This window comes from Clostridioides sp. ZZV14-6150 (genome assembly GCF_020657875.1).
Lineage (GTDB): Bacteria > Bacillota > Clostridia > Peptostreptococcales > Peptostreptococcaceae > Clostridioides.
Genome location: NZ_JAGWDA010000012.1, coordinates 20,457 through 46,926, shown reverse-complemented (window position 1 = coordinate 46,926; position 26,470 = coordinate 20,457). Strand labels below are relative to the sequence as shown.

39 protein-coding genes are annotated in these 26,470 nt (G+C 25.4%); all 39 read left to right on the top strand.

Annotated elements, in window-relative coordinates; all coding sequences use genetic code 11:
* Positions 1 to 38: 38 nt before the first annotated feature.
* A complete protein-coding gene (locus KGF41_RS14170; protein ID WP_227856819.1) occupies positions 39 to 1,322 on the top strand; it encodes a hypothetical protein in 1,284 nt (427 codons plus the stop codon).
* A 25-nt stretch (positions 1,323 to 1,347) separates the two neighbouring features.
* Entirely contained in the window at positions 1,348 to 1,851 is a 504-nt protein-coding gene (locus tag KGF41_RS14165; protein ID WP_227856818.1) for a hypothetical protein, read from the top strand.
* Positions 1,852 to 2,090: 239 nt separating this feature from the next.
* A complete protein-coding gene (locus tag KGF41_RS14160; RefSeq protein WP_227856817.1) occupies positions 2,091 to 2,291 on the top strand; it encodes a hypothetical protein in 201 nt (66 codons plus the stop codon).
* Complete coding sequence (locus KGF41_RS14155) at positions 2,288 to 2,875, top strand: hypothetical protein (protein WP_227856816.1); 588 nt, start codon at positions 2,288 to 2,290, stop codon at positions 2,873 to 2,875. Before KGF41_RS14160 ends, KGF41_RS14155 begins: the two co-directional genes overlap by 4 nt.
* Before the next feature lie 21 nt (positions 2,876 to 2,896).
* Entirely contained in the window at positions 2,897 to 3,073 is a 177-nt protein-coding gene (locus KGF41_RS14150; RefSeq protein ID WP_227856815.1) for a hypothetical protein, read from the top strand.
* Positions 3,074 to 3,087: 14 nt separating this feature from the next.
* The gene (locus tag KGF41_RS14145) at positions 3,088 to 3,495 is read left to right on the top strand and encodes a hypothetical protein (RefSeq protein ID WP_227856814.1); all 408 of its coding nucleotides are present in this window, start codon (positions 3,088 to 3,090) and stop codon (positions 3,493 to 3,495) included.
* Between the two features lie 20 nt (positions 3,496 to 3,515).
* Positions 3,516 to 4,052: a hypothetical protein gene (locus tag KGF41_RS14140; protein ID WP_227856813.1), complete on the top strand. Its 537-nt coding sequence runs from the start codon at positions 3,516 to 3,518 to the stop codon at positions 4,050 to 4,052.
* A 20-nt stretch (positions 4,053 to 4,072) separates the two neighbouring features.
* Positions 4,073 to 4,417, top strand: coding sequence for a hypothetical protein (locus KGF41_RS14135; protein WP_227856812.1), 345 nt, complete (start codon positions 4,073 to 4,075; stop codon positions 4,415 to 4,417).
* Between the two features lie 31 nt (positions 4,418 to 4,448).
* On the top strand, positions 4,449 to 4,670 hold the full coding sequence (locus KGF41_RS14130; protein WP_227856811.1) for a hypothetical protein: 222 nt from the start codon (positions 4,449 to 4,451) through the stop codon (positions 4,668 to 4,670).
* Positions 4,671 to 4,721: 51 nt separating this feature from the next.
* The gene (locus KGF41_RS14125) at positions 4,722 to 5,045 is read left to right on the top strand and encodes a hypothetical protein (RefSeq protein WP_227828928.1); all 324 of its coding nucleotides are present in this window, start codon (positions 4,722 to 4,724) and stop codon (positions 5,043 to 5,045) included.
* Between the two features lie 26 nt (positions 5,046 to 5,071).
* Complete coding sequence (locus tag KGF41_RS14120) at positions 5,072 to 5,305, top strand: hypothetical protein (protein ID WP_227856810.1); 234 nt, start codon at positions 5,072 to 5,074, stop codon at positions 5,303 to 5,305.
* Between the two features lie 158 nt (positions 5,306 to 5,463).
* The gene (locus KGF41_RS14115) at positions 5,464 to 5,607 is read left to right on the top strand and encodes a hypothetical protein (RefSeq protein ID WP_227856809.1); all 144 of its coding nucleotides are present in this window, start codon (positions 5,464 to 5,466) and stop codon (positions 5,605 to 5,607) included.
* Between the two features lies 1 nt (position 5,608).
* Complete coding sequence (locus KGF41_RS14110) at positions 5,609 to 5,797, top strand: hypothetical protein (protein WP_227856808.1); 189 nt, start codon at positions 5,609 to 5,611, stop codon at positions 5,795 to 5,797.
* A gap of 14 nt (positions 5,798 to 5,811) precedes the next feature.
* Positions 5,812 to 7,335: a CCA tRNA nucleotidyltransferase gene (locus KGF41_RS14105; RefSeq protein WP_227856807.1), complete on the top strand. Its 1,524-nt coding sequence runs from the start codon at positions 5,812 to 5,814 to the stop codon at positions 7,333 to 7,335.
* Between the two features lie 53 nt (positions 7,336 to 7,388).
* Positions 7,389 to 7,598 (top strand): hypothetical protein, encoded by a 210-nt coding sequence (locus tag KGF41_RS14100; protein WP_227856806.1) that lies wholly within the window; start codon positions 7,389 to 7,391, stop codon positions 7,596 to 7,598.
* A complete protein-coding gene (locus KGF41_RS14095; protein WP_227821965.1) occupies positions 7,591 to 7,773 on the top strand; it encodes a hypothetical protein in 183 nt (60 codons plus the stop codon). The genes KGF41_RS14100 and KGF41_RS14095 overlap by 8 nt, the downstream gene beginning before the upstream one ends.
* A gap of 25 nt (positions 7,774 to 7,798) precedes the next feature.
* Positions 7,799 to 8,149 carry a hypothetical protein gene (locus KGF41_RS14090; protein ID WP_227856805.1) on the top strand — a complete coding sequence of 117 codons (351 nt, stop codon included), beginning with the start codon at positions 7,799 to 7,801 and terminating at the stop codon, positions 8,147 to 8,149.
* 11 nt (positions 8,150 to 8,160) lie between these two features.
* On the top strand, positions 8,161 to 8,613 hold the full coding sequence (locus KGF41_RS14085; protein WP_227856804.1) for a hypothetical protein: 453 nt from the start codon (positions 8,161 to 8,163) through the stop codon (positions 8,611 to 8,613).
* 99 nt (positions 8,614 to 8,712) lie between these two features.
* Complete coding sequence (locus KGF41_RS14080) at positions 8,713 to 8,997, top strand: DUF5052 family protein (RefSeq protein WP_032544662.1); 285 nt, start codon at positions 8,713 to 8,715, stop codon at positions 8,995 to 8,997.
* A gap of 11 nt (positions 8,998 to 9,008) precedes the next feature.
* A complete protein-coding gene (locus KGF41_RS14075) occupies positions 9,009 to 9,176 on the top strand; it encodes a hypothetical protein (RefSeq protein ID WP_165483977.1) in 168 nt (55 codons plus the stop codon).
* Positions 9,177 to 9,193: 17 nt separating this feature from the next.
* A complete protein-coding gene (locus KGF41_RS20930) occupies positions 9,194 to 9,328 on the top strand; it encodes a hypothetical protein (protein WP_255611433.1) in 135 nt (44 codons plus the stop codon).
* A gap of 26 nt (positions 9,329 to 9,354) precedes the next feature.
* Positions 9,355 to 9,522 carry a hypothetical protein gene (locus KGF41_RS14070; RefSeq protein ID WP_227856803.1) on the top strand — a complete coding sequence of 56 codons (168 nt, stop codon included), beginning with the start codon at positions 9,355 to 9,357 and terminating at the stop codon, positions 9,520 to 9,522.
* Positions 9,509 to 10,114, top strand: a complete 606-nt coding sequence (locus tag KGF41_RS14065; RefSeq protein WP_227856802.1) for a class I SAM-dependent methyltransferase — start codon at positions 9,509 to 9,511, stop codon at positions 10,112 to 10,114. The genes KGF41_RS14070 and KGF41_RS14065 overlap by 14 nt, the downstream gene beginning before the upstream one ends.
* Before the next feature lie 8 nt (positions 10,115 to 10,122).
* Entirely contained in the window at positions 10,123 to 10,332 is a 210-nt protein-coding gene (locus tag KGF41_RS14060; protein WP_227856801.1) for a hypothetical protein, read from the top strand.
* 200 nt (positions 10,333 to 10,532) lie between these two features.
* A complete protein-coding gene (locus KGF41_RS14055; RefSeq protein ID WP_227856800.1) occupies positions 10,533 to 10,784 on the top strand; it encodes a hypothetical protein in 252 nt (83 codons plus the stop codon).
* Entirely contained in the window at positions 10,784 to 11,092 is a 309-nt protein-coding gene (locus KGF41_RS14050) for a hypothetical protein (RefSeq protein WP_227856799.1), read from the top strand. Before KGF41_RS14055 ends, KGF41_RS14050 begins: the two co-directional genes overlap by 1 nt.
* A gap of 75 nt (positions 11,093 to 11,167) precedes the next feature.
* A complete protein-coding gene (locus tag KGF41_RS14045; protein WP_227856798.1) occupies positions 11,168 to 12,304 on the top strand; it encodes a PcfJ domain-containing protein in 1,137 nt (378 codons plus the stop codon).
* Positions 12,298 to 12,735, top strand: a complete 438-nt coding sequence (locus KGF41_RS14040; RefSeq protein ID WP_227856797.1) for a hypothetical protein — start codon at positions 12,298 to 12,300, stop codon at positions 12,733 to 12,735. The genes KGF41_RS14045 and KGF41_RS14040 overlap by 7 nt, the downstream gene beginning before the upstream one ends.
* Positions 12,736 to 12,752: 17 nt before the next feature.
* Positions 12,753 to 12,908 (top strand): hypothetical protein, encoded by a 156-nt coding sequence (locus tag KGF41_RS14035; protein WP_227856796.1) that lies wholly within the window; start codon positions 12,753 to 12,755, stop codon positions 12,906 to 12,908.
* A 43-nt stretch (positions 12,909 to 12,951) separates the two neighbouring features.
* Positions 12,952 to 13,512 (top strand): hypothetical protein, encoded by a 561-nt coding sequence (locus KGF41_RS14030; protein ID WP_227856795.1) that lies wholly within the window; start codon positions 12,952 to 12,954, stop codon positions 13,510 to 13,512.
* A gap of 11 nt (positions 13,513 to 13,523) precedes the next feature.
* Entirely contained in the window at positions 13,524 to 14,177 is a 654-nt protein-coding gene (locus KGF41_RS14025) for a hypothetical protein (protein WP_227856794.1), read from the top strand.
* A gap of 189 nt (positions 14,178 to 14,366) precedes the next feature.
* Positions 14,367 to 15,626, top strand: coding sequence for a hypothetical protein (locus KGF41_RS14020; protein ID WP_227856793.1), 1,260 nt, complete (start codon positions 14,367 to 14,369; stop codon positions 15,624 to 15,626).
* Positions 15,627 to 15,663: 37 nt separating this feature from the next.
* The gene (locus KGF41_RS14015) at positions 15,664 to 16,623 is read left to right on the top strand and encodes an AAA family ATPase (protein ID WP_227856792.1); all 960 of its coding nucleotides are present in this window, start codon (positions 15,664 to 15,666) and stop codon (positions 16,621 to 16,623) included.
* Positions 16,624 to 16,670: 47 nt separating this feature from the next.
* Positions 16,671 to 17,114 carry a hypothetical protein gene (locus KGF41_RS14010; protein ID WP_227856791.1) on the top strand — a complete coding sequence of 148 codons (444 nt, stop codon included), beginning with the start codon at positions 16,671 to 16,673 and terminating at the stop codon, positions 17,112 to 17,114.
* A 7-nt stretch (positions 17,115 to 17,121) separates the two neighbouring features.
* The gene (locus KGF41_RS14005) at positions 17,122 to 18,600 is read left to right on the top strand and encodes a DnaB-like helicase C-terminal domain-containing protein (protein ID WP_227856790.1); all 1,479 of its coding nucleotides are present in this window, start codon (positions 17,122 to 17,124) and stop codon (positions 18,598 to 18,600) included.
* Complete coding sequence (locus KGF41_RS14000; protein WP_227856789.1) at positions 18,576 to 19,691, top strand: DNA primase; 1,116 nt, start codon at positions 18,576 to 18,578, stop codon at positions 19,689 to 19,691. Before KGF41_RS14005 ends, KGF41_RS14000 begins: the two co-directional genes overlap by 25 nt.
* The gene (locus tag KGF41_RS13995) at positions 19,675 to 20,823 is read left to right on the top strand and encodes a PD-(D/E)XK nuclease family protein (protein WP_227856788.1); all 1,149 of its coding nucleotides are present in this window, start codon (positions 19,675 to 19,677) and stop codon (positions 20,821 to 20,823) included. Before KGF41_RS14000 ends, KGF41_RS13995 begins: the two co-directional genes overlap by 17 nt.
* Before the next feature lie 28 nt (positions 20,824 to 20,851).
* Positions 20,852 to 24,202 carry a PHP domain-containing protein gene (locus tag KGF41_RS13990; RefSeq protein ID WP_227856787.1) on the top strand — a complete coding sequence of 1,117 codons (3,351 nt, stop codon included), beginning with the start codon at positions 20,852 to 20,854 and terminating at the stop codon, positions 24,200 to 24,202.
* Entirely contained in the window at positions 24,202 to 26,469 is a 2,268-nt protein-coding gene (locus KGF41_RS13985) for an AAA family ATPase (protein WP_227856786.1), read from the top strand. Before KGF41_RS13990 ends, KGF41_RS13985 begins: the two co-directional genes overlap by 1 nt.
* Position 26,470: the final 1 nt, after the last annotated feature.

Genomic DNA, 26,470 nt, shown 5'->3' with positions numbered 1-26,470 from the left:
TAATATGATTTTACCTAGTAGATACAAGGAGGTTTTTAATGAAAGAACTTTTAGAAGTAAAAAAAATATTTGATAGTTTAGCAACTACATCTAGCAGAAAAGAAAAAGAAAAGATATTAGAAGAAAATAAAAATAATGGGATGTTTGTTGAATGTTTGCAATTTCTTTTAGATCCATATGTTGTAACTGGAATATCTAAAAAGAAGATATCTAAATCTTTAAATAATGTTGCTTATAATAATTTAAATAATATATACGATATGATTGATTATCTAATTGAAAATAATACTGGTAAAGATACCGATATAAAAACAATACAAGTATTTGCAAATCGAGATAAAGAATTAAAAGATATGATAGTTGGATTGGCTACAAAATCAATTAAGATAGGAGTAACATCTAAAACTGTAAACAAGATAATGCCAGCTCTTATAGAAGAGTTTAATATAATGAAAGCTAAGAATTATAAAGAAAATAAAGAAAGTGTAATTGGGAAAGAATTTATTTTAACAACTAAATTAGATGGAATTAGAATTATTGTAATAAAGAATAAAAATAGTATAGATATATTTAGTAAGCAAGGTAAAATAGTAAAAGGGTTGGTTGATATAGAACAAGAATTTAAAAAACTACCTATGGGTGTATATGATGGAGAACTACTTGCAGAAGGAATCTATGAAAACTCTGAAGAAAGATTCAAAGAAACCCTAAGAAGATATAGTAAAAAAGGAATTAAAAATGGTCTAGAGATGTATTGTTATGATTATATTCAAAACATAGATAGTTTCGATATAGGTAAGGATGAAACATTATGCTATCTTAGAAAAGATAATTTAGAAAGTATATTAGAGAAATGTTCTTTTAAGACAAAATTTATAAAATATTTAGAACCATTATATCAAGGCAAAGATATTGAGATGATTAATAAACATTGGAATGATGCTATAGCCAATAAAGAAGAAGGTATAATGATAAATTTAGCAGATGCTCCATATGAATGTAAACGTGTAAAGTATTTACTTAAAGCTAAAGAATTTTATACATGTGATATAAAATGTATTGCTATAGAGGAAGGTGAGGGTAAATACAAGGGACTGTTAGGTAATATAATATGTGATTATAAAGGATATAGATTAGGAGTTGGTTCTGGATTTACAGATGAGCAACGTAAGTACTATTTTAATAATCAAGATAAAATAATTAATAATGTTGTAGAAATTAAATTTTTTGAGGAAACCAATAATGAAAAAGAAGAATTGTCTTTGAGATTTCCAACATTTTTAAGAGTAAGAGAAGCTGGAAAAGAAGTTTCATATAATTAGTAAAAACAGAGAGGGGAAGAATTAAATGACTGATAAAATAATAGTAGCAAATGTAGATGGTGAAGAAATGATATTTAGAACTGAGATGAAAAAATTGGAAAAGGGAGATAATCTTATAGTTTCTGTAAGTGGTGTAAAAAGATTAGCTATATTTATTAGATATATAGATAACTGTGAAGAATATATAGAGGACATAGCTTTTCAAAAGGTAGATGAGATGCTTTACAAAAATATAATTGCTAAAGAGGAAGAAAGGATTAAAAAGGAATTTAAAGATAAATGTATGAAAAATTACAAACCTATTATTAATATAGAAGTAGATTCTTATTTAAGGGAATGTGGATTCAATTATAATGGTAAGCAATTTTCAAAAACTATAGATGGAGCGAAAATTTCAATTTGCAAAGTTTATAATGCAAGTGTATTAGAAGTATTTAATAGAGGCTCTTTAATTAAAACAGTTATAATGAATGGTACTTTAATTGAACTTATCAAAACAATAAATAGCATTATATTAATGATTAGATAGTAAATAATAATAGAAAAAATATAAACTAAATAAAATGCAAAATAACTATTGCAATACTTGGGTAGGTGTGGTAATATTATATTAAAGCAAGAGATTCATAACACAGTACATTATAAACTAAATAAAATACAAAATAAAAAATGAGAAAATGTGATGAATATTTTCAGATGGATTGATGTTCTAATGTATTATAAATTAATTTTAAAATAAAAGGAGTGATTTAATGATAGGTATGGAATATGAATAAATTTTATTTTGCAAAAAATAGAAATACAGAGGATTTTTATATAGGAAATGGTAATAAAGTTGGATTTAAAACGATAGGAGCGTTAAAGTCTTCAATGGTACTTAAAGACAAAAAAATTGAGCAATATGATTTATATTATATAGATTTGAGCTTAAATATTTATAAATTCAAAGATTGGGAGAAAATAAAATGATAAATGTGACTAATCATGCATTAAGAAGATATATAGAAAGAATAAAAGAGTGTGAGAAAAGTTGTGTAGAGCAGAATCTTAATTTAAACAAAGAGCAATATCAAATAGATTTAAATAAGATGTTCGAACAAAGTAGATTGATTTATACAGGAAGATTTAATGATAAGTACACTGAAACAAATTTTAGACTAGTTGACAATATCATACTAATAACAGATTTGAGAGATACAAAAATAATAACATTGTATAGGGTTGAATATGGAATTGACAGAGAAACTGACTTAATGATAATTGAAAATTTATTGAGAAAGTTAGATAAAACCGAAAAAGAATATATTAATATAATGGATGAAATATCATTTGAAAAGGAGAAATTGTTAGCTGAAAGAGAAGGATTAGTATCTGAAATAGAAACGCTAAAAGGGACTTTAGATACTATGAATGAAAGTTTAAAAGTACTTAGTAAGTATATTGATACATTTTCCTATAAAGAAAAACAAGCTAAATCAGAAATGGAGATAATAGCAAAGAAAATAGTTTATAGCAGTATATATAGAAAAGAAATGTTAGAGTGTATAAATTAAAAAAGTATTTAGGAGCGATTTATGAAAACAATAGAGCTAAATCAAAACGAAATAAGAGCTATAGATGCTTATATGTCATCAAATCCTTGTCGTAGTGGATGTGCTTATGATGAAATGCAAAATTCAAGAAAAGATTGTGAAGAATGCGAACTTGAAAGTGCGAGAATAAGTATATTGGAAAAGTTGAATTTAATATAAAAAGGAGATGTTACATGTATTTTGAAATAGACATTATAAAAAATAAAAATATTATAAATCAAATAATTGAGTGTTGTGGTGGAAGTACCAGAAGATTAGAAGATTGGCTTAAAGAAATGGAAAATAAAAACATCAATAATTTAGAAGAATTAAAAGAGTATCCATTGAAAAGAAATTACATATTTGTGTTTTCAAAAGAGGAAGCTCCTAATTTAAATAAGCTTATAAAAATAAAGTTAAGAGAAAATTATTTAGAAAAACATGAGGTTTGTAGTTTAGAAAATCTCTTAAGTATGTTGTATGATGAGGTTATAGATTTTAATAAGGATGATATCTCTTATGAAGATAATATTGAATGGATTGAGAATTGTAAAAAAGAACTTATTAAATTAAAAGTAGGAAGTGTTTGTATAGATTGGTAAAAAAGATGAGGAGTGAGGTTATGAGATTTTGGTGTGAGAATTGTAATAAATACTTCAATGTAGAGGAAACATTACAAGAATATAATTATTTCTTAAATGAAGATATAGTAGTATGTCCTAGTTGCAAAAGAGATTTAATACCTATAAATAGGAAAACAGAATTATCATTAGGTTTTGATAGTGATACAAAACAATTAACTTATGTTGAATATGATTCTAGTGATTATAGTTTACTTAGAAAGGTAAACGCAGAGGTTGAAGATGTAGTAAAACCTATAATACATTACATAAAAAGTTTAAACAAAAAGAGCTTAGATTTAAATGGAATTACAATAACAATGAATGGTAATAGAGAGGGGAAAAGACTTGATGGATTAAATTATGAAGAAGGAGTGATTATGGACAATTTGATAAATGCATGGAATGGTTTTTGTAAATTAAAAAAACAACATCCTTCTGAATTTAATGATTTTCAAAATGCAATACATCAAGCTCAACAAGTATTAGGATTAAGAGTTTTAAGAAATGATTATCCAGAAGGTTGGATTAAAAAATAAATATAATAAGGAGTTAAACTATGTCTACAAAAACTATATTAAAAAATATAGATATAAAAGATAAGAAAGCAGCAGAAAGACTAATATCAGCTTTGAAAGAATCAGAAAATAAGCAAGATTCAGATTTAGATGATAAAGAATTAAAGTTATATTACATCGCAGAAGAATTAATTTGTAAAGGCGAATTTAGACATGTGTATATGCATAGGGTTTGTACAGAAAAAGGAGCTAAGAACTGGATGGATAGAATGAAAGAAGAGTCCATCGAAAAATTAAGAGTATCTGAAGAAGATATAAGCTCTTATTGGTATGAAGCAATTGATATAGTGGATGAATATAAAATAAATCTATCTAAATGCGATTAGAAGACAGATTTTAAAAAGAAAGGATATTATAATGGAGAATAAAATAGAAGTTGGAAGTATATGGGGATTAGAAGATTGTATAGCACAACCTCAATGTGTAGGAACAAAAGTTAAAGTGATTTCTATTTCATATATAGAAGAATTTAATAAAAGACTTGTAACGTTTATGGAAATTGAAGAAAAAGAAGAAGATACTTGGATAGATGCAAATTGGGAAGATGTTTTTTTAGATGATTTCTTTAAATTAGACTAATTAAAACAACAGTTTTAAGATGAATAAAATTTAAAAGGAGGATTAATAAATATGGATAACAAAGTATTGATACAGTTAACGAATGGAGCAATAGTAGACATAACAACAGAGCAAGGATACTCAAGTGGATGTGAAACATGTGACTATGGTAGCTGTTATACAACAGACTTAATAATAATATATAAGAATAAAAAGAGGGATATTATAAGAGATGAGTCGATGTATGATTATGGGATGTCTTTGTCGTCTATTATGAAAGTTGTCTTAAATCATCAAGAAGATATAGAAAAGTTAAAAGAAGAGGAGTTAGCAGAATTTATAAAAAATAAATTAGAAAATGAGCATGGTTGTGATGAATTAAAAATATTCAATTAAAATCTTAATTTTAAATGGAGGTACATATGAAATTTGAAGATAACATGATTAAACATTTTAGAGAGGTTAAAGTTGGAGACATTATACTTGCAGGTAATAACAAGTATTTAATAACATCAAGATTAGGTTATTTTGGATATGTGAACCTAGATACTGGTAATTATAGTTCTGATTTTATATCAATAGAAGAATTAATAGACCGATTCGACAAACAAACACGATTTATTCAAAATGATAGATTTAAATTAATATTAGATTAATATAACATAAAATTTTACTTTTAATAGGAGGCATTATGGGATGTATTAAATGTAAAAAAATAAACGCAATTTGCTAGAAAGTGATGTTGGATATATTTGTGCTAACTGTATGTATAAAAAAATTTTTATTAGAAAATTATTAAAAGGAGATATTTAAAATGAATAAAGAAATTAAAAACTATATGACAGCAGTAAATTACTTACTTGATAACTTAGAATATATGATGGAGGATGACGAATTTGATAATGAAAGGCTACAGAAAAGAATTGATGTGATTAGAGAATTTGAGGGAGAATTATAAAATGGAAAAGACAAGAATTGTTAATTATAGAAATGTCGCTGATTTTTTAGTTTGGTTAGGATTTGAATATACAAAAAACGAAGAAGGGAAGTACATATTTAAAAGAGATAGTAAATTTGATGGAGCATGGAAAGATTTACATTACTTAAGAGCTAAGTATAATAAAAGAGCCAATATAAATAAAAAATAGTAAAGGTGATATTTATGATTAATATAGAAATTCCTAAAAAAGTAGACTATATAATTAAAGAATTAGAAACGAATGGTTATGAAGCTTATGTAGTTGGAGGATGCGTCAGAGATTGTTTATTAGAACGAATCCCAAATGATTGGGATATAACAACTAACGCTAGACCAGAAGCAGTAGTAGAATTATTCAAAAAAACAATTCCAACCGGTATACAACATGGAACTGTAACAGTTATGATTGAACATGAACCATTTGAAGTAACAACTTATAGAATTGATGGAAGTTATAGTGATGGTAGGCATCCAGATTCAATAGAATTTACAAATGATATAGTTAAGGATTTGTCGAGAAGAGATTTTACTATTAATGCAATTGCATACAATTCAAAAACTGGATTAGTTGACCCATTTAATGGATATGAGGATATACAAAATAAGTGCATTCGTTGCGTTGGAAATCCAGTAGATAGATTTGAAGAAGATGCACTTAGAATGCTTAGAGCAGTTAGATTTTCAGCACAACTCAATTTTAAAATAGCTGAAGGTACTAAGCAAAGTATTCATAAAAAAGCAGATTTGATAAAAAATGTTTCTATTGAAAGAATCCAGACGGAGTTTAATAAAATATTAGTATCTAATTCATCTAAATTAAACTTATTAAAATCAACAGGTTTGTTGAAATTTATAATTCCTGAAATATGTGAATTAGAAGATGTTACTCAACACAATCCATATCACATCTATGATGTACAAAAACATACTTTAATAGCTACAGAAGTAATTGAAGATGAACTGTATTTAAAACTTACAATGTTTTTTCATGATTTAGGTAAAAAAGTAACTAAAACGACTGACAAAAATGGTATTGACCACTTTTATACTCATAGTAGAGAATCTGCAAAAATTGCAAAGAAGATTTTGAAGAGACTTAAGTATGATAATTATACTATTAATAAAGTTTTAATATTAATACAATATCATGATTATAGGATAGAACCTAAAAGGAAGATAATTAAAAAGCTATTAAATAAACTTGAAAATGTTGAACTATTTGAAGATTTATTAAAAGTTAAATGGGCTGATATACTTGCTCAGAATCCAAAATATATGAAACAGAGAATATTAAACCTTATTGATTGTGAAAAAGAATTTGAATATATTATAAAGCAAAAAGAATGTTTTAATAGAAAAAATTTAGCTATTAATGGTAAAGATTTAATATCTATGGGGATTGAACAAGGTAAAAATATAGGATATGTATTAAATAAACTACTTGAATTGGTTATTGATAGTCCAGAGTTAAATGAAAAAGAAATTTTAAAAGAAAAAGCATTAGAAATATTAGAATCAGTTTGGAAAGTTTATGTTGGAGGTGTTCTTCATTCTGTACATCGCTTTAAAATAAGTGCTGAAAATAGAGAGAAGGAATTGACTAAAATAGGTGTAAAGGGAGTAGTAGAAATTGCTTATGGTGATGAAATACCTGATTTCATGAAACTATGTAGTTCTATTAAAAAATTAGAACTTTATGAGTACTAATTATAAATCTTGGTTATAAAGTGTTATAAATTTAATATTTGATTGGAGGAGTTATGGATTTTAAGAGAAATGTTATATTAAAAAATGGCAACTTACAAGTTACGTTAGTTAATGATATAAAAACAGATAGTTATAGTATAGGTCTTAGGCAAATAGGAGGGAAACCAGAATTTAAGTATATAAGTAGAGAACTATATAATAAATTACTAGAAGAATTGTTAAATCAGGAGGAAGTTAAATTTAAAGGAGGCACTAATGATTAAGACAATGGCTTATGATATGAGGACTAATAAGGAGTATCCATCAAGCGACTTAAAGTATGTAACATTTTTTGATGAGGATGGTATACTTAGAGGTATTCAAGATTGGATAAAATTAAGATATGAATTAACTGTAACTAATGATGAAGGTGACAAGGTAGTAATAGAATTAAAATAAATATTTTAATAGGAGAAAAATAATTATGAAATTAATAAATGGAAACAGAAGTAGTGGGAAAACTACTGCATTAATAAAGTATGCTTATGAAAATAATGCACTTATATTATGTCATTCTATTGCTAATAAAAATTACATAATTAGTTTAGCAAAAACAATGAATTTAGATATAATAAACCCAAGAACATTTAAAGAATACATGTTTAATAGAACTAAAATATATGATACAAAAGCCATAAATGGAATATCTTTAAAAATAGACCCTCATATAAAAATAGTAGTAGATGATATAGATTGTTGCTTAACATCCATTCTTGGGCAACATATAGATTGTGCTACTGGAACAATTCAAATAGAAAATCTAAATAATATTTAAAGGAGAGCTAAATGATAAAATATTGTAAAGAAAAGTGGATAAAAAATAAAACAAGATTGTATGAAGCATTGTTAGAGTCTGATTTCATTAATCATGATAATTACTGTAGTTATAAAGATTTGGTTAAATTATCTGTAAAATATATTTTGAATGACAATATAAATGAAGACGATGAGTGGGATGTCAAAAATATAAGTGAAATAGATGATGGAGATTATCAGGGTACTTTATTATATTTAATACCTAAAAAAACATACCAACCTGATGAATATGAATATCTTATGACATATGTTGGTTATGGAAGCTGTAGTGGCTGTGATACATTAACAAATATACAAGAGAGTGATTCAGAAGATAACATCGAAGACTATATGTCTTTATGTAAAGACATAATATGTAATATTATAAAACCATACAATTTTGGATGGAGAGAAGATGATAAATATAATGTTGTAAATGATTAATCAAAATTTCAATTCTAAGAAATTCATTTAAGCAATTCAAAAATTGTAAATATGTATTCTTATTTACAATTCAATTAAAAATAAAGGAGTGAAATTATATTGAAAAGATTTTTATTAATAGGGGTATTAGGAACAATGTTAATAGGAATGTCTGGATGTACAGGAATACAAAGTTCAATGAAAGATGCTGAAAGTGATGTATCAGGACTTAATAGAACTGTAAATGTATATTCAGATAATGGCGAGGTATTAAAAACATATACAAGTAAAAGCATGAGAGTTAAAGATGGAGATGGTGGTACTATAACACTAGATTTTGATGGTAAAAGGGTGATTATATGTAATGCTCATGTAGTAATAGAAGAAAATTCATCTAATAAATAAAGGAGAGTTAAATGTTTAAAGTCTTAAAAACAATTCTTATAATAATTTGGGTAGTAGATATTTTAAACTTCCCACAATTTCAATTCTTAGACACAACATATCCAATCAATACCTTAGCATGGTTGTTAATCTGGATTCTTATACCATCAAGTAGTATATATATCAATAAAGAAGAATAAAAGAAAGGAGTATTAATTTGATTTTAAATATCGCTGCAATTTTTAATTTAGGCTGTATGGGAATTAATTATTTAGGGGGAGATACTAATGGAATAATAGTTGGTGGATTTTGTGCTATAGCATTATTATTATTGAGTAATAACTTAGATTAAAAGTATTATTTTAAGGAGATTAAAAGATGATAGATAAATTGAATTTTATTGAAATATCAAAAGGTATATCTGATGATGAGCTTAATGATTTGTTTGTAAAATACCCAGATGCAGTCATGTTTGTAGATGAAGAAACGATAGGTAAGTGGAATAAACTAAAAAATAAAGATAAAGGGGAAGATGTTTATAAGTAGTACAAATAGAAGTAATGCTAGAGATTTTCATGTAAGTGATTATTATAGAACTCCGATTCCTAAAATAAAAGAATTTCTAAGTGAGTTCAGTAGATATGAAAATATACTCAATTCAAATATAAGGATATTAGACCCATGTGCAGGTGGAGATAATACAAATCCAATGAGCTACCCAACTGCAATTCAAGAATTTTCAAATCAAGATATTTCAATAGATACAGTAGACATAAGAGATGATTCAAGAGCAAATCTAAAGCAAGATTATCTAAAGTTTCAATCCAAAGAAAAATACGATGTAATCATTACTAATCCTCCATTTAATATCAGTTTAGATATAATTAATAAAGCCTTAAATGATGTTAAAGAAGATGGTTTTGTTATTATGCTACTAAGATTAAATTACCTTGGAGGAAAAGTAAGACAAGAACTGTGGAAAAATAATATGCCTAAGTATATTTTTGTTCACAACAAAAGAATGAGTTTTACAGATGATAAAAAGACAGACAGTATTGAATATGCTCATTTTGTATGGCAGAAGGGGTACAATCCAAAATTTTCAAAGTTAAAAGTATTAATAAGTCAAAAAAATTGAGGTACAAAATGAAAATTAAATATGTGGTAATTGAAGGATATATTACATCAAAAAATGATGGCCAAAAACATTTTATAAATTTTAGAGATTTAATTAAACTATATGGAGTGTCTCCAAGAGAATGTATAAGAGCAAAGGATTATTACGAGAGAGATGGTTTAGACCTTAAAGATATAAAATTTCTATATCCAAGGAGTGATGGAAAATATAAACTATAAAATCATGGTTTTAAATGATTATAAAATGTCAGTTTTAAATAGAATTTATTAATTGGAAGGTTTTATAAAAGAAGACATTAATAATTAATGAAGAATAAAAAAATGACTCCATATACGACATTCTAAGGATGTATATAAATGACTGCTTGTGTTTATACCTTGCAATCTTAAAATGGCGTATATTGAGTCTATGAAGGGCAGTGATTTCAATACTTATAGATGAACAAAGACATCATGATTTATTAGAGGAAAACAGGGAATTAAATATTAAAATTAGTGAATTAAAAGAAGAAATATTATTTTTACAAGAAGAGAATAAAGACTATGAAGAAGCTTTGGAGAAGTGGCAAAATGTAAAAGAAGAAATTAAATCTGCATATGAAATTAGAAGAAGATTAAATAGAAAACATGGAAAGTTAGAAAAGGTATGGCATAAAATCGAGGATTTATAATGGATGCAAATAAAATATATGAAAAAAAAGAATATATTATTATCAAATCTAAAACTGGATATATTGTCTACAATACAAATAAAAAATTTGAAGAAGGTCATACTCATTTAAAAAGTTATAATGCTGCCAGAACAGCAATTGATTTAGTTATTAGAAAGAAGATACCAAGAAGTAATTCTATTTACTTTATAACAAGTCTTAAGAGAATTTCTAATGATATGAACTATATAAAATCTATAAATAAACTCATAGATACAAGGAGCGATAAAGGTTTAAAAGAAAAATATATAAATTCTAAGAAAATCTAAAATGATTATTACATTAGGTAGAAAGATAACTTATGTCATACAATTGTCATCAAGATATAAAGGAGTGATTAATATTTGAAGTCTTATAAAGAAAAACAGTTTTTAGTATTTGAATTTGAAGATGGGAAGAATGTAAAATATAATTTAGCAACAGGAGAATGTATTGGTAAATCTGGAAGAAGAGTGAAAGATATATGTACTCAACTTAGAGGTTACAATTTATTGGAAGTAATAGATTCTTTTGAAAATGATAATTATAAAAGATTTTTAAGCTTTGTAGATATGGAAGTAAATAGAAGTTTTAATGATAGTAGTATAAGGGTCAATAAAATAAGAAATATAGGAAGCTTTTTAAATAAAATCAAAGATTATTCTAAGTATGAACAATTTTTTTCAGCAGGAATAAAAAAGGTTAAATGTTCAATTTCATACAACATAAGAGAGATACCAAGAGGGCTTATACTTCTTTGTAAGAAATATAACTTAATTTTAAGTGAAAAACTAATTAGTAATTATAAAGACAATCCAAGTCTATATAATAATTTACTGGATTTAGAACTAAACTCTATAAGTAAAAAAGAATTATTAGTATTTATTAATTCTAATGATTATTGGGATTCTGATTATTTTTATAGACAAAAATTTGATGAATTAATAAATAGATATAAGTACAAACCTCAGTCACTTGTAGTATATTTAGATAATTTAATGACATATGAAGCATTATCAGGATTTAATTCCACGCTAAGAGAGCTTTATGATTATGTAACTATGATGAGTGCAATAAGTGATAAATATGAAAAATATCCAAGACATTTCTTAACAACTCATAAAATAGCGTCTCGAAATTATAATCGTCTTAAAACTCAATTTGAAGAAGAAGTATTTAATAAAAGAATAGACAAGTCACTAGAATATTCATATCAAGATTATAAATTCATATATCCAAAAAGCACAAGTGAAATTAAAGATGAAGCAGTACAACAAAATAATTGTGTGAGTAGTTATATCCAAAATGTTATAGATGGAAAGTGTCATATATTATTTATGAGAAAAAATGATAATCTAAGTAAAAGTTTAGTAACAATTGAAGTTAGAGATGACAAAATAGTCCAAGCTAAAGGCAAATATAATAGAGATGTCAATGAAAGAGAGCAAGAAGCAATTGATAAATATAATAGTAGAATAGGAAGGATGAAGAAAGTATGTTAATAGAAGGAACTAAAATAAAACTAATGAAAGAAATACAAGGCTTTAGAATGTTAGAAATAGGAGATATATTTGTAATTACATCAGTAGAAAATAACGGAAATATACATTTTAAAACAGATTATGGAATGGGATTCATGAATTATAGTGAATTTGAAAAGTATTTTGAAGTTGTGATAGATATTAAGAAAAAAGAACATATTTGGAGTGAATGGAAAACTGCGACTGTACTTGGAACAAATAAGACTTGTAAGTATAGAACAAATGGAAAGAAAGTAGAAGTTAGAATTGGGGATTTTAAAGCATCAGCTACTTGCCATGATTCAGATGAGTTTGAATACAATAAAGGTATTAAGTTATGTCTAGCAAGAATTGAAGTTAAAAAAGCAGAACATAAATTAAATTTATTATTAGATGAAATAAACAATAAATAAATTTAGGAGGATTAAAAATGAGTTGCAAACTTAAAGAAATATGTGAGAATAAAAATAGAGATTGCGATTATTGTTGTTATAGTCCAAATGCATATTTAGAAGATGCTTTTGAATGGAATAGAGAAGGGAGAAAGCCAACAGACGAAGAGCTAGATGATGCTCTTGCAGAATAAATAAGTATTTAAAATTATCATTTTAATATAATTGGAGGTATTTATGAGGTGGAGAAATATAGCAGTAACAGGAGCTTTGATAGTTGGTAGCACGATACATGTATTTGCTAATACAGAAGATGTTATTAATAATAATATGAATAAAGAGCTTATTAGAGATACAGCAAAGAACATTAATTTAATGTATAAGTATGAGTGGGAACAATATAAAAACACTAAAGAATACAAACTAGAAATTAAAAGAATTAATTTAGAAAAAGAGTTAGAAATAAAAATAGAAAAATTAATTCCTGTGAGATGGGTAGTGAGTTATTATACTTCTTTGAATTGTGAAAACAGTAAATATGGAGATGTTACAGCTACAGGAGAAAAGTTACAATATGGGTTTGTGGCTAATAATCATCTTAAATTTGGAACTAAAATATTAGTTGATGGAAATTTAAAGGTGGTTAAAGATAGAGGTTCTAATAGATATTTTGGTAGTTCTAATGCTATAGATGTATTTGTACCAAGATTAGATGGGGAGAGTGATTATAAGTATTATAAAAGGGTGAACAATATGGGAAGGCATTATAAAGAAGGTTACATTATTGTGGAAGGTTAGGAGTTGATAAATTGAATAAAAAAATGAAATTTGAAAACACATGTGTAAGTGGATTTTACTCTTCAATAAAAGGTATGAGAAATCCTATGAACAGCTGGAATATAAGTGATAGCACCTATTTTTTAAATTATATATGTAATGATAATATGAGATATGAAAATTTTCATATTGGGAAAAAAGACATGAATTTAGCAAGACAGTTGATAATGGCAGGTTCAGAACATGCTAAGTTTCTGAGACAAATACAAGTGTGGGTCGATATAACAATGCCTAGATACTGGTGGAGTGAGGCAGATACATATAAATTTGGAACAAAAAATAGTTGTTCAACGATGCATAAATTGTTTGACAAAAATAAAGAACTCACATTAAGTAACTTTATCTTTGATGAAAGAGATAAGGAATTCATAGAATTATTAATAAAGAAAATAAATAATTTAGCAAAAACACATTTTGAAGGTAATGGAGATGGAACAGAACTTGTAAGAGCTAAAAGAATATTGCCAGAAGGTTATTTACAAAAAAGAACATTAAATACAAATTATGCAGAATTAAGAAATATGTATCATCAAAGAAAGTCGCATCATTTAAAAGAAGAATGGCAAGACATGTTTTGTAAGTGGATAGAAAAACTTCCATATGCAAAACAGCTTATCATAGAATAATTCAAAATATCAGGTCAATTGCAATACTAATAATATTTGAAGTATTCTATTATGTAGGATTTTTAATTAAAATAAATAAAATTAAAAATAAGTATTGAAATAATAAATAGAACATGTTATTATAAGTATATGGAAAAATTGAGTATGATAACAACTAAATAAAATACAAAAATAAAAAGGAGAATATATATGGCGAAAAAAAATGAGTTAACACCATTAAAAAAAGGAAAGGCAGAATTTAATTTAATAGGAAAAATAAAGATTAATGATTTTACATTTAATTTAGATATAGAAAGTTCAAAAGAAAATTCAGATTGGGTTTATAATCGCTTAAATTTAGGTGTTGATTGTGGAGAATTTGGAATTATATATTGTGAAATGATGGGCGGATATGGAACAGATAGAGACAATGTAATATATGTACATGGGAAAAAAGATAATAATGGTAAAAAACAAGATGATTTTGAAAATAGATATACAATCGCATGGGAAGATAGAAATGATAAAGAAGTATTAAATGAAATTGGAGATATGTGTTTTAAAACTGTGGGACTTGAAAAAGATATGCAAGGTAAAACAGATTATAAAAAATTCTTAACTGAATATGATGCAATTGCTTATATGAATGATGTTCTTAAAGATGAGATGATAGTAAATATAAAAGGAACTCTACAGTATAATACATATAAAGATACAGTGCAAGTAAAGAAAAATATAACAAGTATAGTATTATCAAAAGTAGAAGATTCAAAGGATTTTAAAGCTACATTTACTCAAAGTATATTATTGGATAATTTAGCAATAGGAAAATTAGATAAAGATGCTCGAAGTATTCCTATAACTGCTATGATAATAGATAATGTTCAAAAATATGAAGATAAATTAATTACTAAAAAAATTAATGGGAGAGTATCTAAAGGTATTAATTTACCATTAATAAAAACATTCAATTTTTTAATAGGGGAAGATGAAAATAAGGCAAAACAAATGTTGAAACAATTTAAAGTTAAATCCTCTAAAAATATAACCCAATTAACAGTTGATGGATATTTTACTAAAGGAAATATATCTACTGTAGAAATTACAGAAGATGATATACCAGAAGATATAAAAGAAATGATTGAATTAGGATTTTTAGATAAGGAAGAAATAATAGGGAAAATGGCTAAAGCAAATGGAACAAATGGAGTACCAGAACAAATGATAATAAAGTCTCCTCATATAGTGTTTAGAGGAGAAGAAACTAGACTTCCAGTTATAGATAAGATAATAGATATATACACTTTAGAGGATGTAAATATACCATTAATATTGAAGAACTGTGATATAGAAGACACTGAAAACGAATTAGAAGATAAAGAACTAACAGATGAAGAAGCTTTAAATGTAGCTTTAGATAATATTGATGAAGAGGATGAAGATATGGATTGGTTAGATGATTTAAACTAAATAAAATATAAAAATATTAAAAAAGGAGATTGATAGAATGGGATTGTTTAAAAAAGCTGCTGAAACAAAATCAGGTATAAAAATTTTAGTATTTGGAGGTACTGGTACAGGTAAGACTTTATTTGCATTGTCTTTTAACAATGGAACTATATGTGCTATAGATACAGAAGATGGTATGAGTTATTATAAAAATTCTTGCTCTAATTTAAAATATATATTAAATACAACCTCTGCTGATGAAATAGAAGAAGCATTCGATGAAATAGAGGATGAATTGATTGATGAAATAGGAACTTTTGTTTTAGATAGTGTTACTAAAGTTTATGAAAATATGCAACATTCAGCTTTAAACGTAGCTGAAAGGAGAGCAAGACAAAAAGGTCAATCAGTTGAAGATAGCTCTCTTTCACCTAGAGAGTGGGGGAAAATTAAATTAATTAACAAAAGAATACAAGCAGCAAAAATAAAATTAGCTTCGCAAGGGATAAATGTAATTACAATAGCTCAACAAAAAGAATTGAAAGAAAAAAAAGGTGAAAATTACATAATAACAGGATATGCTCCTGATTGTGCAAAAGGTATAGAATATGACTTTGATGTTGTACTTAGATTTTTTACTGAAAAAGATGCTAAAACCAATGAAGAAATATATAAGGCAGAAGTATGTAAGGATAGAACTCAAACATATAAAAAAGGAGCAATAATAGAAAATCCTTCTTATGAGAATTGGAAAAAAGTTATAGAAGGCAAATCAGGGTTAAAAACAGAAATTATAGACTTTAAAAAGGATATACATAAAGATGAAAATAAAATTCAATCAGAATTAGAAGAATTGGATGAGTTATTAAATGAATTAAAAACAAATATGAAAACATTAGACAAATCTAATCAATCAAAAGTAGTTTCCTTTTCAAAAGATTTAGGAGTGGATAATCCCCTGAAATGCTCTGACTTAGAGAAAATGAGAAAAATAGTAGAATATATAAAATCGTTATAAAACTAAATAGGGAGGATATTCTCCCTATTTTTATAGGAGTTGATATTTTGACAAAAAAAGAAAAAGAACAATGGAATGAATTATATGAATATGTAAGATGTGAAATATTACAATATGAAAAAACAAAGTCTTTATCAAAAAATATAGTTTTAAGATTAAAAGGCTTAAAAGATGGTAAGTTTATGGCAAATAAGAAAGTCAAAGCATTAGGAGAATATGACTATAGCACTATTTTGATGACTTTTAAACTTTGTAAGTTAGATATATTAATGGGTTTGAAATCTAAAGAATTTAATAATGAAAATCATAAAATAAATTATGTGATGTTTATAATTGAAAATAAAATAAATGACACAGTAGATATGATTAATAGGAAGAAATTATCTGAAGAAAAAAGTAAGAATATTTATATAGATACAGATATAGAGAAAGCAATATATAAAAGAAAAACTAAGGATTTAAAAAATAAAAAATTAGATAATTTATGGTAGGTGAGATATGGCAAAAGCTGATAATAATAAAGAAGAATTAAATGCTCTAAAACAAATTAGAGAATATAAATTAATTTGTGAGTCTAATATTGTTTCAGCACTATGGAAACATCCAGATTTATATTTTATGTATGATAATTTAACTTTGGATATGTTTTCACATAATGAGTGGAAAGTATATTTTACTATAGGGAAAGATATTATAGTTACAGAGCAAAAGAAAGTACTTGATGAAATGACAGTTAGTTTATATCTAGAAAAACACCCTAAACTAAGAGAGAAATATATTGAATATGGAGCTTTCACATCTATAGAATTAGCAAAAGGATATATAGAAGTTGATAATATAGATGGATATGTTTCTGAATTAAACAAATGGAACACATTAATGAATTTATCTAAAAATAATTTTCCTATCAGTAAAAGATTAAAAGAATTCATAGATATGTCAGTTGAGGATATTTATAATGAATATGAAGCAGTATTAAATCACGTATTTATTAATGTTGAAGGCGAAGATAAAACTTATGATATAGCTGATGGAATAGATGAATTAATTGATAAATTAGATGAAGGTTTGGCAGTAGGATTAGAGTATTATAATTCTCCAATTCTTACAGAAGAAACTGGAGGTAGTTTATTAGGTAATATAACTCTTATAGGAGGAATATCAGGAGTAGGTAAAACTGCATTGGCAAGAAATTTATTATTACCATCTATAGAAGCAACAAATGAAAAGATAGTAATAATGATAAATGAAGAAGGAAAAGAAAAATGGCAAAGAGAGCTATTGATTTGGGTTGCTAATAATATATATAAGAAAGATATTCAAAAATATAAATTAAGAAATGGGAAATATAGTCCTGAATTTAAGGATTTTTTAAAGAATAAGTGTGGCAAATGGATAAAAGACCATAAAAAAATGTTTATATTAAAGCCATTTCAAAGATATTCTACTGATAAAGCAATAAAATGCATTAAGAAGTATGCTCATATGGGAGTTAAATACTTCATATTAGACACTTATAAACAAGATTCAAATGCTAGTAATGAACAAGTTTGGATGAATATGCAACAGAATATGGTCAAAATACATGATGTGATAAAATCAGAATCTTTAAACGTAAGTATAACAATAACATTTCAATTATCTAAAAATAGTAGTAAGCAAAGATATTATACTCAAGATAATACAGGTATGGCTAAAAATATAATAGATGTAGCAGCAACTTGTATAATGGTTAGAGGGGTGTTTGAAGATGAATTTGAAGGAGGGAAAAGAGAATTAAAAGTATACAAAATGGGAGGGAAAAGTGGAAAAAGCAAAATACCAGTTAAATTGAATCCTGACAAACATTATCAAATATTATTTATAGTAAAAAATAGAGAAGGAGCTAGTAATGAATATCAAATAGTTTCAGAGCATGATTTGTCAAGAAATACATATAAAGAAATTGGAATATGTATTGTTCCTGTAGACTTCTAAAAGATAGGAGAGGGATAATTATAGATGTTTGTGAGCTAAAACAATATATAATAAAAAATAAACTAATAACAAAAATCTTAGAAAGTATAAATTGTTATAAAATTAAAGAAAGCACAAATGAATTTAGATTTTCAACTCCATTTTGTGAAAACTCTACTGCGACAAGAATTAAAAAAGATACATTATCAGTAAAGTGCTATTATTCTAATGTAGAGTTTAAGGGGGATATCTTTACACTAGTAATGGAGATAGAAAACATAAACTTTTTCAATTCCATTAAAAGGGTGCATGAGATATTAAATATATCTTTTAATAATGTAAAAAAAAGAGAAACACCTAAAGTAGATTTATTAAGAGTTTTCAAGAAAGTAAAAAAAAGAAGTATCTGTAATCTTTATGATATTGAAATATACAATGAAGATATTTGTAGTGAGTATATAAAAATTCCTTATATTGATTGGGTAAGAGAAGGAATTTTACCATCTACTCAAAATGAATTTGGTATAGGATATAGCATTAAAACAAATAGAGTAGTAATCCCACACAAATATTGGTGTGGTAATGAAAATGATTACTTAGGCTTAATGGGAAGAACATTAAATACTAATTTTAACATACTAGAAATACCAAAATACTTTCCATTAAAATCTTTTCTTAAAAGTATGAACTTATATGGACTTAATGAAAATTATAAATCAATACAAGATGCAGGATATGTGAATGTATTTGAAAGTGAGAAATCTACATTGAAAAGACATAGTAAATTAGATAAAACAGGGGTATCTTTATGTTGCCATGAAATATCAGAAGAACAGGCAAAGATACTTATAAGTTTAAATGTAGATATAATAATACAGATGGACAAGGATATAGAATTAAATTTTGTAAGAGGGCTTTGTGAGAAATTTTATAGGATTAGAAATGTTTATTATGTATATGATGACTTTGGATTATTAGATTCTAAAGAAAGTCCTGCCGATAAACACAATAAAATATATAATTTTTTATGGAATAGAAAAGTTAAATATGATGAGAAGGAACATAAAGAATATTTAAAATGGAAGGAGGAAAAATTTGAGCAGAAAAAGTGAAAAATATTTAAATAAAATAAAAGAAAAATATCAAGTAAAGAACATATATAGCTGGAGTAGATACAATTTATATAAGACTGATTCATATTCATATTTATTGAAATATATTTTAAATAAAAAAGAAACAAGACAAAATATATATGGGGTTAGTGGAGGTTATTGTCATTCTATAATTGAAGATTTATATAATGGAAAAATAAAGTATGAAGATATGATAGCTAAATATGAAGAAAAGTTATTTGAAATGAATTTAAGTGGATTAAAATATAATCGTAGTGATGAAGAATTTAATACTAGAATTGCTAAGAAATATGAAGACAATATAAGGTTATTTTTCAAACAACATAACCAAATAACTTATAAGTCAAAACTAGAACAATTTGTGATTATTGAGGTTGGAAAGTACATATTTCAAGGATATATAGATTTTATATATAAAGATGAAAATGGAATATATAATATTGTAGACTGGAAAACATCTACAATATATACAGGTAAGAAGATAGAAAAAGAAAGAGGGCAATTAGTTTTATATGCTGAAAGTTTAATTCAAAAAGGCGTTCCTATAGACAAAATTAAAATTAAATGGAATTTTTTAAAATATTGTACAGTTACTCAAACCCTATTAAGCATAGATAAGGAAACTAAACAACATAAATCTAAAAATAAAAATTGTTTAAGAACTGAATGGGTAAAGGGGATAGAACCAACTTTAAGGAAATGGTTAAAAAAAATGAGTTTTGATGAATTAGAAGTAGAAGATATGATAATTACTTCAATAGAAAATAATAATTTAGATAGTATGCCTGATAATGTTAAAAATAAATTTAAATTATCAGATTGTTATGTTGACATACCCCTAAGCCAAGAAGTAATAGATGATTTGAAGCAAGATATAATATTTACATTAGATGAAATAAATAAGAAAACTGAAGAATATAAAGAAACTAAAGATGACAATTTATTTTGGACAGAAATAGATAAAAGTAATGAATTTTATTTTTCAAATCTAATGGGATATTCTAAAAATGAACATATGCCATATAAAGAATATTTAGATGATTTAAATATGTTTAAAAAAGAAATAGAAATAAAAGAAGATGATAGCATGGATTGGTTAAATAATTTATAAAATAAATAAAATTTATAAAGGAGGTAATATGAAAGAAATAACAAGTTTACCTTTGGATTTAGATTCATTTCTAAGTAAATTGCCATTTCAAAATTACCACAAACATACAAGCTATTCAAATAGGTCTACCCCAGATTCAGGAGCAATTAATAAAGATTATGTAAATAGAGCATTAGAGTTAAATCATACGATTGTAAGTAGCTGTGAACATGGATTTCAGGGAAATTATTGGGAGGTATATAGTTTAGTTGAGGATATAAATAAACAATTAAAAGAAAAGAGAGAAAATCATGAAAAAGACATTCCTAATGATTTAAAATTTATATTTGGAGCAGAAGCTTATTGGGTTAAAAATAGACATGAAAAAGATAAAAAAAATAATCATATTTGCATATTTGCTAAAAATGAAAATGGAAGACAGTGGATAAATGAAATATTATCAGAAGCAAATGAAACAGGATATTATTATAAACCTAGAGTTGATTTAGAATTATTATTCAAATTGCCTCCTGAAGATGTATTTATTACAACTGCGTGTATTGGATTTTGGGGATATGAGTTAAATGAAACTGTAAAAATAATAAAAGAATTACATGAATATTTTAAAGATAATTTCATGTTAGAAGTCCAATATCATAACACCTCCTCTCAAAAAAAATTAAATCAGAGTATTTTAAAAATAGCAAATAAATTTAATATAAAAATGATAATGGGATGTGACAGTCATTATATATATACTAATGAAAAAGAAGAGAGAGATTATATATTAGAATATAAAGGAATTCATTACCCAGATGAAGATGGATGGTATATGGATTATCCTTCAACTGAGGAAGCATTTAATAGATTTAAAAAACAAGGTATATTAAGTAATTTACAAATATTAAATGCTATAAATAATACAAATGTGTTTTTAGAATTTGAAGATATTTATCTAAATAAAGATATTAAATTGCCTTCTTTGTTTAAAGACAAAACACAAAAAGAAAAAAATAATATATATAAAAAAATAATAAAAGATAATTGGAATATATATAAAAAGGAAAATAATCTGAGCAAAGAAGAAATAGAGAAATATAAAGAAGGAATAAAGCAAGAAGTAAAAACTGTTATAGATACAAAAATGGCAGATTACTTTATAATAAATTATTATTTAGTAAAAAATGCAGTTGAGAAAGGGGGAATAATAACTAAAAGTGGTAGGGGGTCTAGTGTAAGTTATTTTACAAATACATTATTGGGATTTTCTGATGTGGATAGATTTATTGCCCCAGTTCATTTATATCCTGAAAGATTTATGAGTACTACTAGAATATTAAAAACTCAAAGCTTACCTGATATAGACCTTAATTTAGGCAATCCTGAAGTATTTGAAGAATCTCAAACTGAATTATTAGGTCATGGACATAGTTACCCAATGATAGCTTATGGAACTTTAAAAGATAGGTCTTCTTGGAAAATGTATGCAGGAGCAAATGAAGATAAGATAGATTTTGATACAGCAAATAAAATATCAAAGCAATTAGAACAATATGAATTCGATTATAATAATGCTGATGATGAAGAAAAAGATACAGTTGATGTTTATGATTATATAGATGAAAAATATCATCAATTATTTGATGAAAGTAAAAAATATAGAGGAATTATAATGGATTCTAAAAAAGCTCCATGTGGATATTTAATATATAGTGGAAATATAAGAAGAGAAATAGGTTTAATAAAATGTAAATCTGAATCAACAAAGAAGGAATATATAGTTGCTTTAATTGATGGGAAAATGGCTGATAAATTTAAATATCTAAAAAATGATTTATTAAAAGTTGATGTTTGTTTATTACATAGATTAACAGCAGAAAGAATAGGTATTAAAGAAATGACAGTCAGACAATTAATTCAAAAATGTAATAATGATAAGAAGGTTTGGGATATATATATAAATGGATATACTTTGGGAGTTAACCAGTGTGAGAGAAAAGGAACTACAACTAAAGTTATGAAATATAAGCCAACTAATGACGGAGAATTAGCAAACTTTATAGCAGCAATAAGACCATCCTTTAAATCAATGTACAAAACTTTTAGTAACAGACAAAGATTTAGTTATGGAATAAAGGCATTTGATGACATAGTACAAACAGAAACAATGAAAGATTCATTTTTAATATACCAAGAACAATTAATGGCAGCATTATCTTTTAGTGGAATACCTATGGATGAATGTTATGGATTAATAAAAGCTATTAGTAAGAAAGATAAGAAATTAATAAAATCTTATGAATGGGTATTTTTAAATGGATTTACAAAACGAATATTAGAAACAGAAGATATCCCAGAGAAGGAAGCATTAGAAAATAGTAAAAAAGTATGGGAGATAATAAATAATGCAGCTAAGTACGGGTTTAATGCATCTCATGCGTATTGTATGGCTTGTGACAGTCTTAGAGATGCTTATACTAAAGCGTATTATCCATATGAATTTTATGAAGTAAGATTAGAGCATTATTCGTTAAAAGGTAAAAAAGATAAAGTATCAGCATTTAAATTAGAAATGGGAAAAGCTTTTGGAATTAAGGAAGGTCAATTTAAATTTGGATTGGACAATAGAAAATTTACAGCAGACAAAGAAAATAAATGTATTCATCCCGCCCTACATGCTATAAAAGGAATAGGAAGAAATGATGCAGAAGAGCTATATAAACTCAGTAAAAATAAGAAATATGATAACTTTTTAGAACTATATAGAGATATTCTAAGTAAGACAAAAGTAAATCGTGGTAAAGTCCAGAAATTAATTATATTAGATTATTTTAATGAATTTGGAAAAACAAATAAACTAATACAAATGACTAAAATATATGATAATCTTTATGATAGAAAGCAGATAAATAAAAATGAAAAAGAATTTAAAAAGCTTGGGTTAAAAGAATCTTTAGTAAAAAAATATGCAGGAAAAGAAACAAAAAAATTATATAAAGATTTAAATATAATAAAAATAGTTGAAGAAATGACTAAAGATATAGAAGATAAAGATATAAATATTAAAGAAAAAATATCAATGGAAATAGAATATTTAGGATATCCAAATACTATTTTAAGTAATCTAAAAAGTGATTTATATTATGTGATTTTTATTAAAACATATAAAAACAAGAAGTCAATAACATATTATCCAGAATTATATAATATAAAAACTGGACAAAATAAAAAATGGAAATTAAAAGACTATATAACATTTAGTGAAACACCTTTTAAAGAAGGTGATTTGATAGAAATATATCACTATGATAAAGAAATAAAAAAACAAGAAATTGATAAAGGCAAATGGGTAGAAACAAATGAATTTAACTATGTTATTACTTCTTGGGAGGTGTTTTAGTGAGTGATAAATTAATTGAATTTAAATGTAAACTAATAAAACAAAGATTTAATTCAGATAGTTTTAAAATATATGTAGTAGATGTTGATTTAGAAAAATTCAAGCTATCAACAAATAGAAATAATGAAGTTGTCTTGGTTGGTGATATACCTAATCTCTTACCAAATGTAACATATACTGTTCAAGCTAGTACAGAAATAAATAAGACTTTTGGAATACAATACAAAGTGAAAAATATTAGGAGTGACAAACCCAATGATATAAATAGTTCTAAAACTTTTCTATATGAAGTAATTACAAGAAATCAAGCAGATACACTATTAGAAGCTTATCCAGATATAATAGATAAAATTATTAGGAATGATTTAAAAGACATAGATTTAAATTTAACTAAAGGCATAAAGGAAATTACTTTTGAAAGAATCAAAGAAAAAGTTATAGAAAACTTTGTACTAATAGATTTAGTTAATCTATTTAAAGGATATATTTCAATTTCTACAATAAGGAAACTATATGATAAATATACTTCTATTGAAATAGTCAGAAAAAATTTATCTGAAAATCCATATAAATGTCTTTGTGGTATTTCAAAAATAGGATTCAAGACATCTGATACTATATTGTTGCAGCTAGAAAGTTTAAATAAAGATAACCCCAATGATGAAATTATAACTTTTAGAGGAGATTTAAAAACTTCTAAACAGAGAATGTTAGCTTGCATTGATTATATATTATCTCAAAATGAATTAAGTGGAAATACAAAAATGGAAATACAAAAATTAAGAAATGAGTGTTTTAAATTATCTCCTGAATGTATAAATAAATTTGTAGAGATAATAAAGGAAAATAACAATCTTATACATGTAGACTATAAAAATAAATTTGTTTCTAGTAAAATAGCATATGAAACAGAAAAATATATTTGTGATACTATATTTCAAGGTTTAGAAAATAATAAGTTTTGGAACATAAATCCAGAAGCCTATAGACAATTGGATGGAATTACTTTGACTGATGAACAAATGGAATCTTTAAGTAATGTATGCAATTATAATATAAGTATATTAACTGCTCCTGCTGGAAGTGGTAAAAGTCAATCAATAAAGAATATTATAACTATGTTAGAAGAACATGGGAAGAGATTTTTATTATGTACTCCTACAGGAAAATCATCAGAAGTATTAGCTGATTATTGCAAAAGAGAAGCAGGTACAATACATAGACAACTAAATTATAATCCTAATAATAATCCTTCATGGGGATTCAATGAAGAAAATAAACTTAAAACAGAAATTGTAATAGTAGATGAATTTTCTATGACAGATATTTACTTAATGAAAAACTTATTAGATGCAATAGATATAAAAAGAACAAAATTATTATTAGTATTTGATAGTGACCAATTATCCTCAGTTGGTTGTGGTAATATTGCTCAAGATTTGTTATCTAGTGGATTAATTCCTACAGCTAAACTTAATAAAATCTTTAGATATAATGAAGGGGGATTGATGCAGGCAGCTACAGAAATTAGGAATAGTGAACAGTTTTTGCCATCTGATTTTATTGGAAATAAAATATTTGGAATCAATAAAGATTTTGTATATATGGAAACCTATCAAATAAAAATAAAACAACAAGTATTAAAGATATATAAAAAATTACTTACTGATGGATATTCAATAAATGATATTTTGATTTTAACATGTCAAAATAAAGGTGATTATGGAACAAAAATGATTAATTCATGCATACAATATTATATACAAAAAGATAAGAATAATCATTTTTTAATGAGAGGTAAAGATAAATTTTTTAAAGGAGACAAAGTAATTCAAATAGTTAATAATTATAAAGCATTAAATATTGATATGATGGAAGAGCATGTATATAATGGCAATACGGGAATAATAATAGATGTGGATTATAATGAATTAATTGTTGATTTTGGAGATAAAAAAATAATATACAGTAAAGAAGAATTGAATCAATTAGAATTAGGTTATTGTATAACAATACATAAAATACAAGGTTCTCAAGGAAAACAAGTTATAGTACTCGCTCCGAAATCACATAGTTTTATGTTAAATTCAAATTTATTATATGTAGCTGTCACTAGAGCAAAAGAAAGAGTTTATTTACTAGGGAATATAATTACTATAAACAGAGCTATTAAAAAGAAAGAAAATCTATGTAGAAATACATGGTTGCCAGATTTATTAAAAGAAGTCAAATATAAACTGAATAAAATTGAAAATAGTGAGGTGTAAT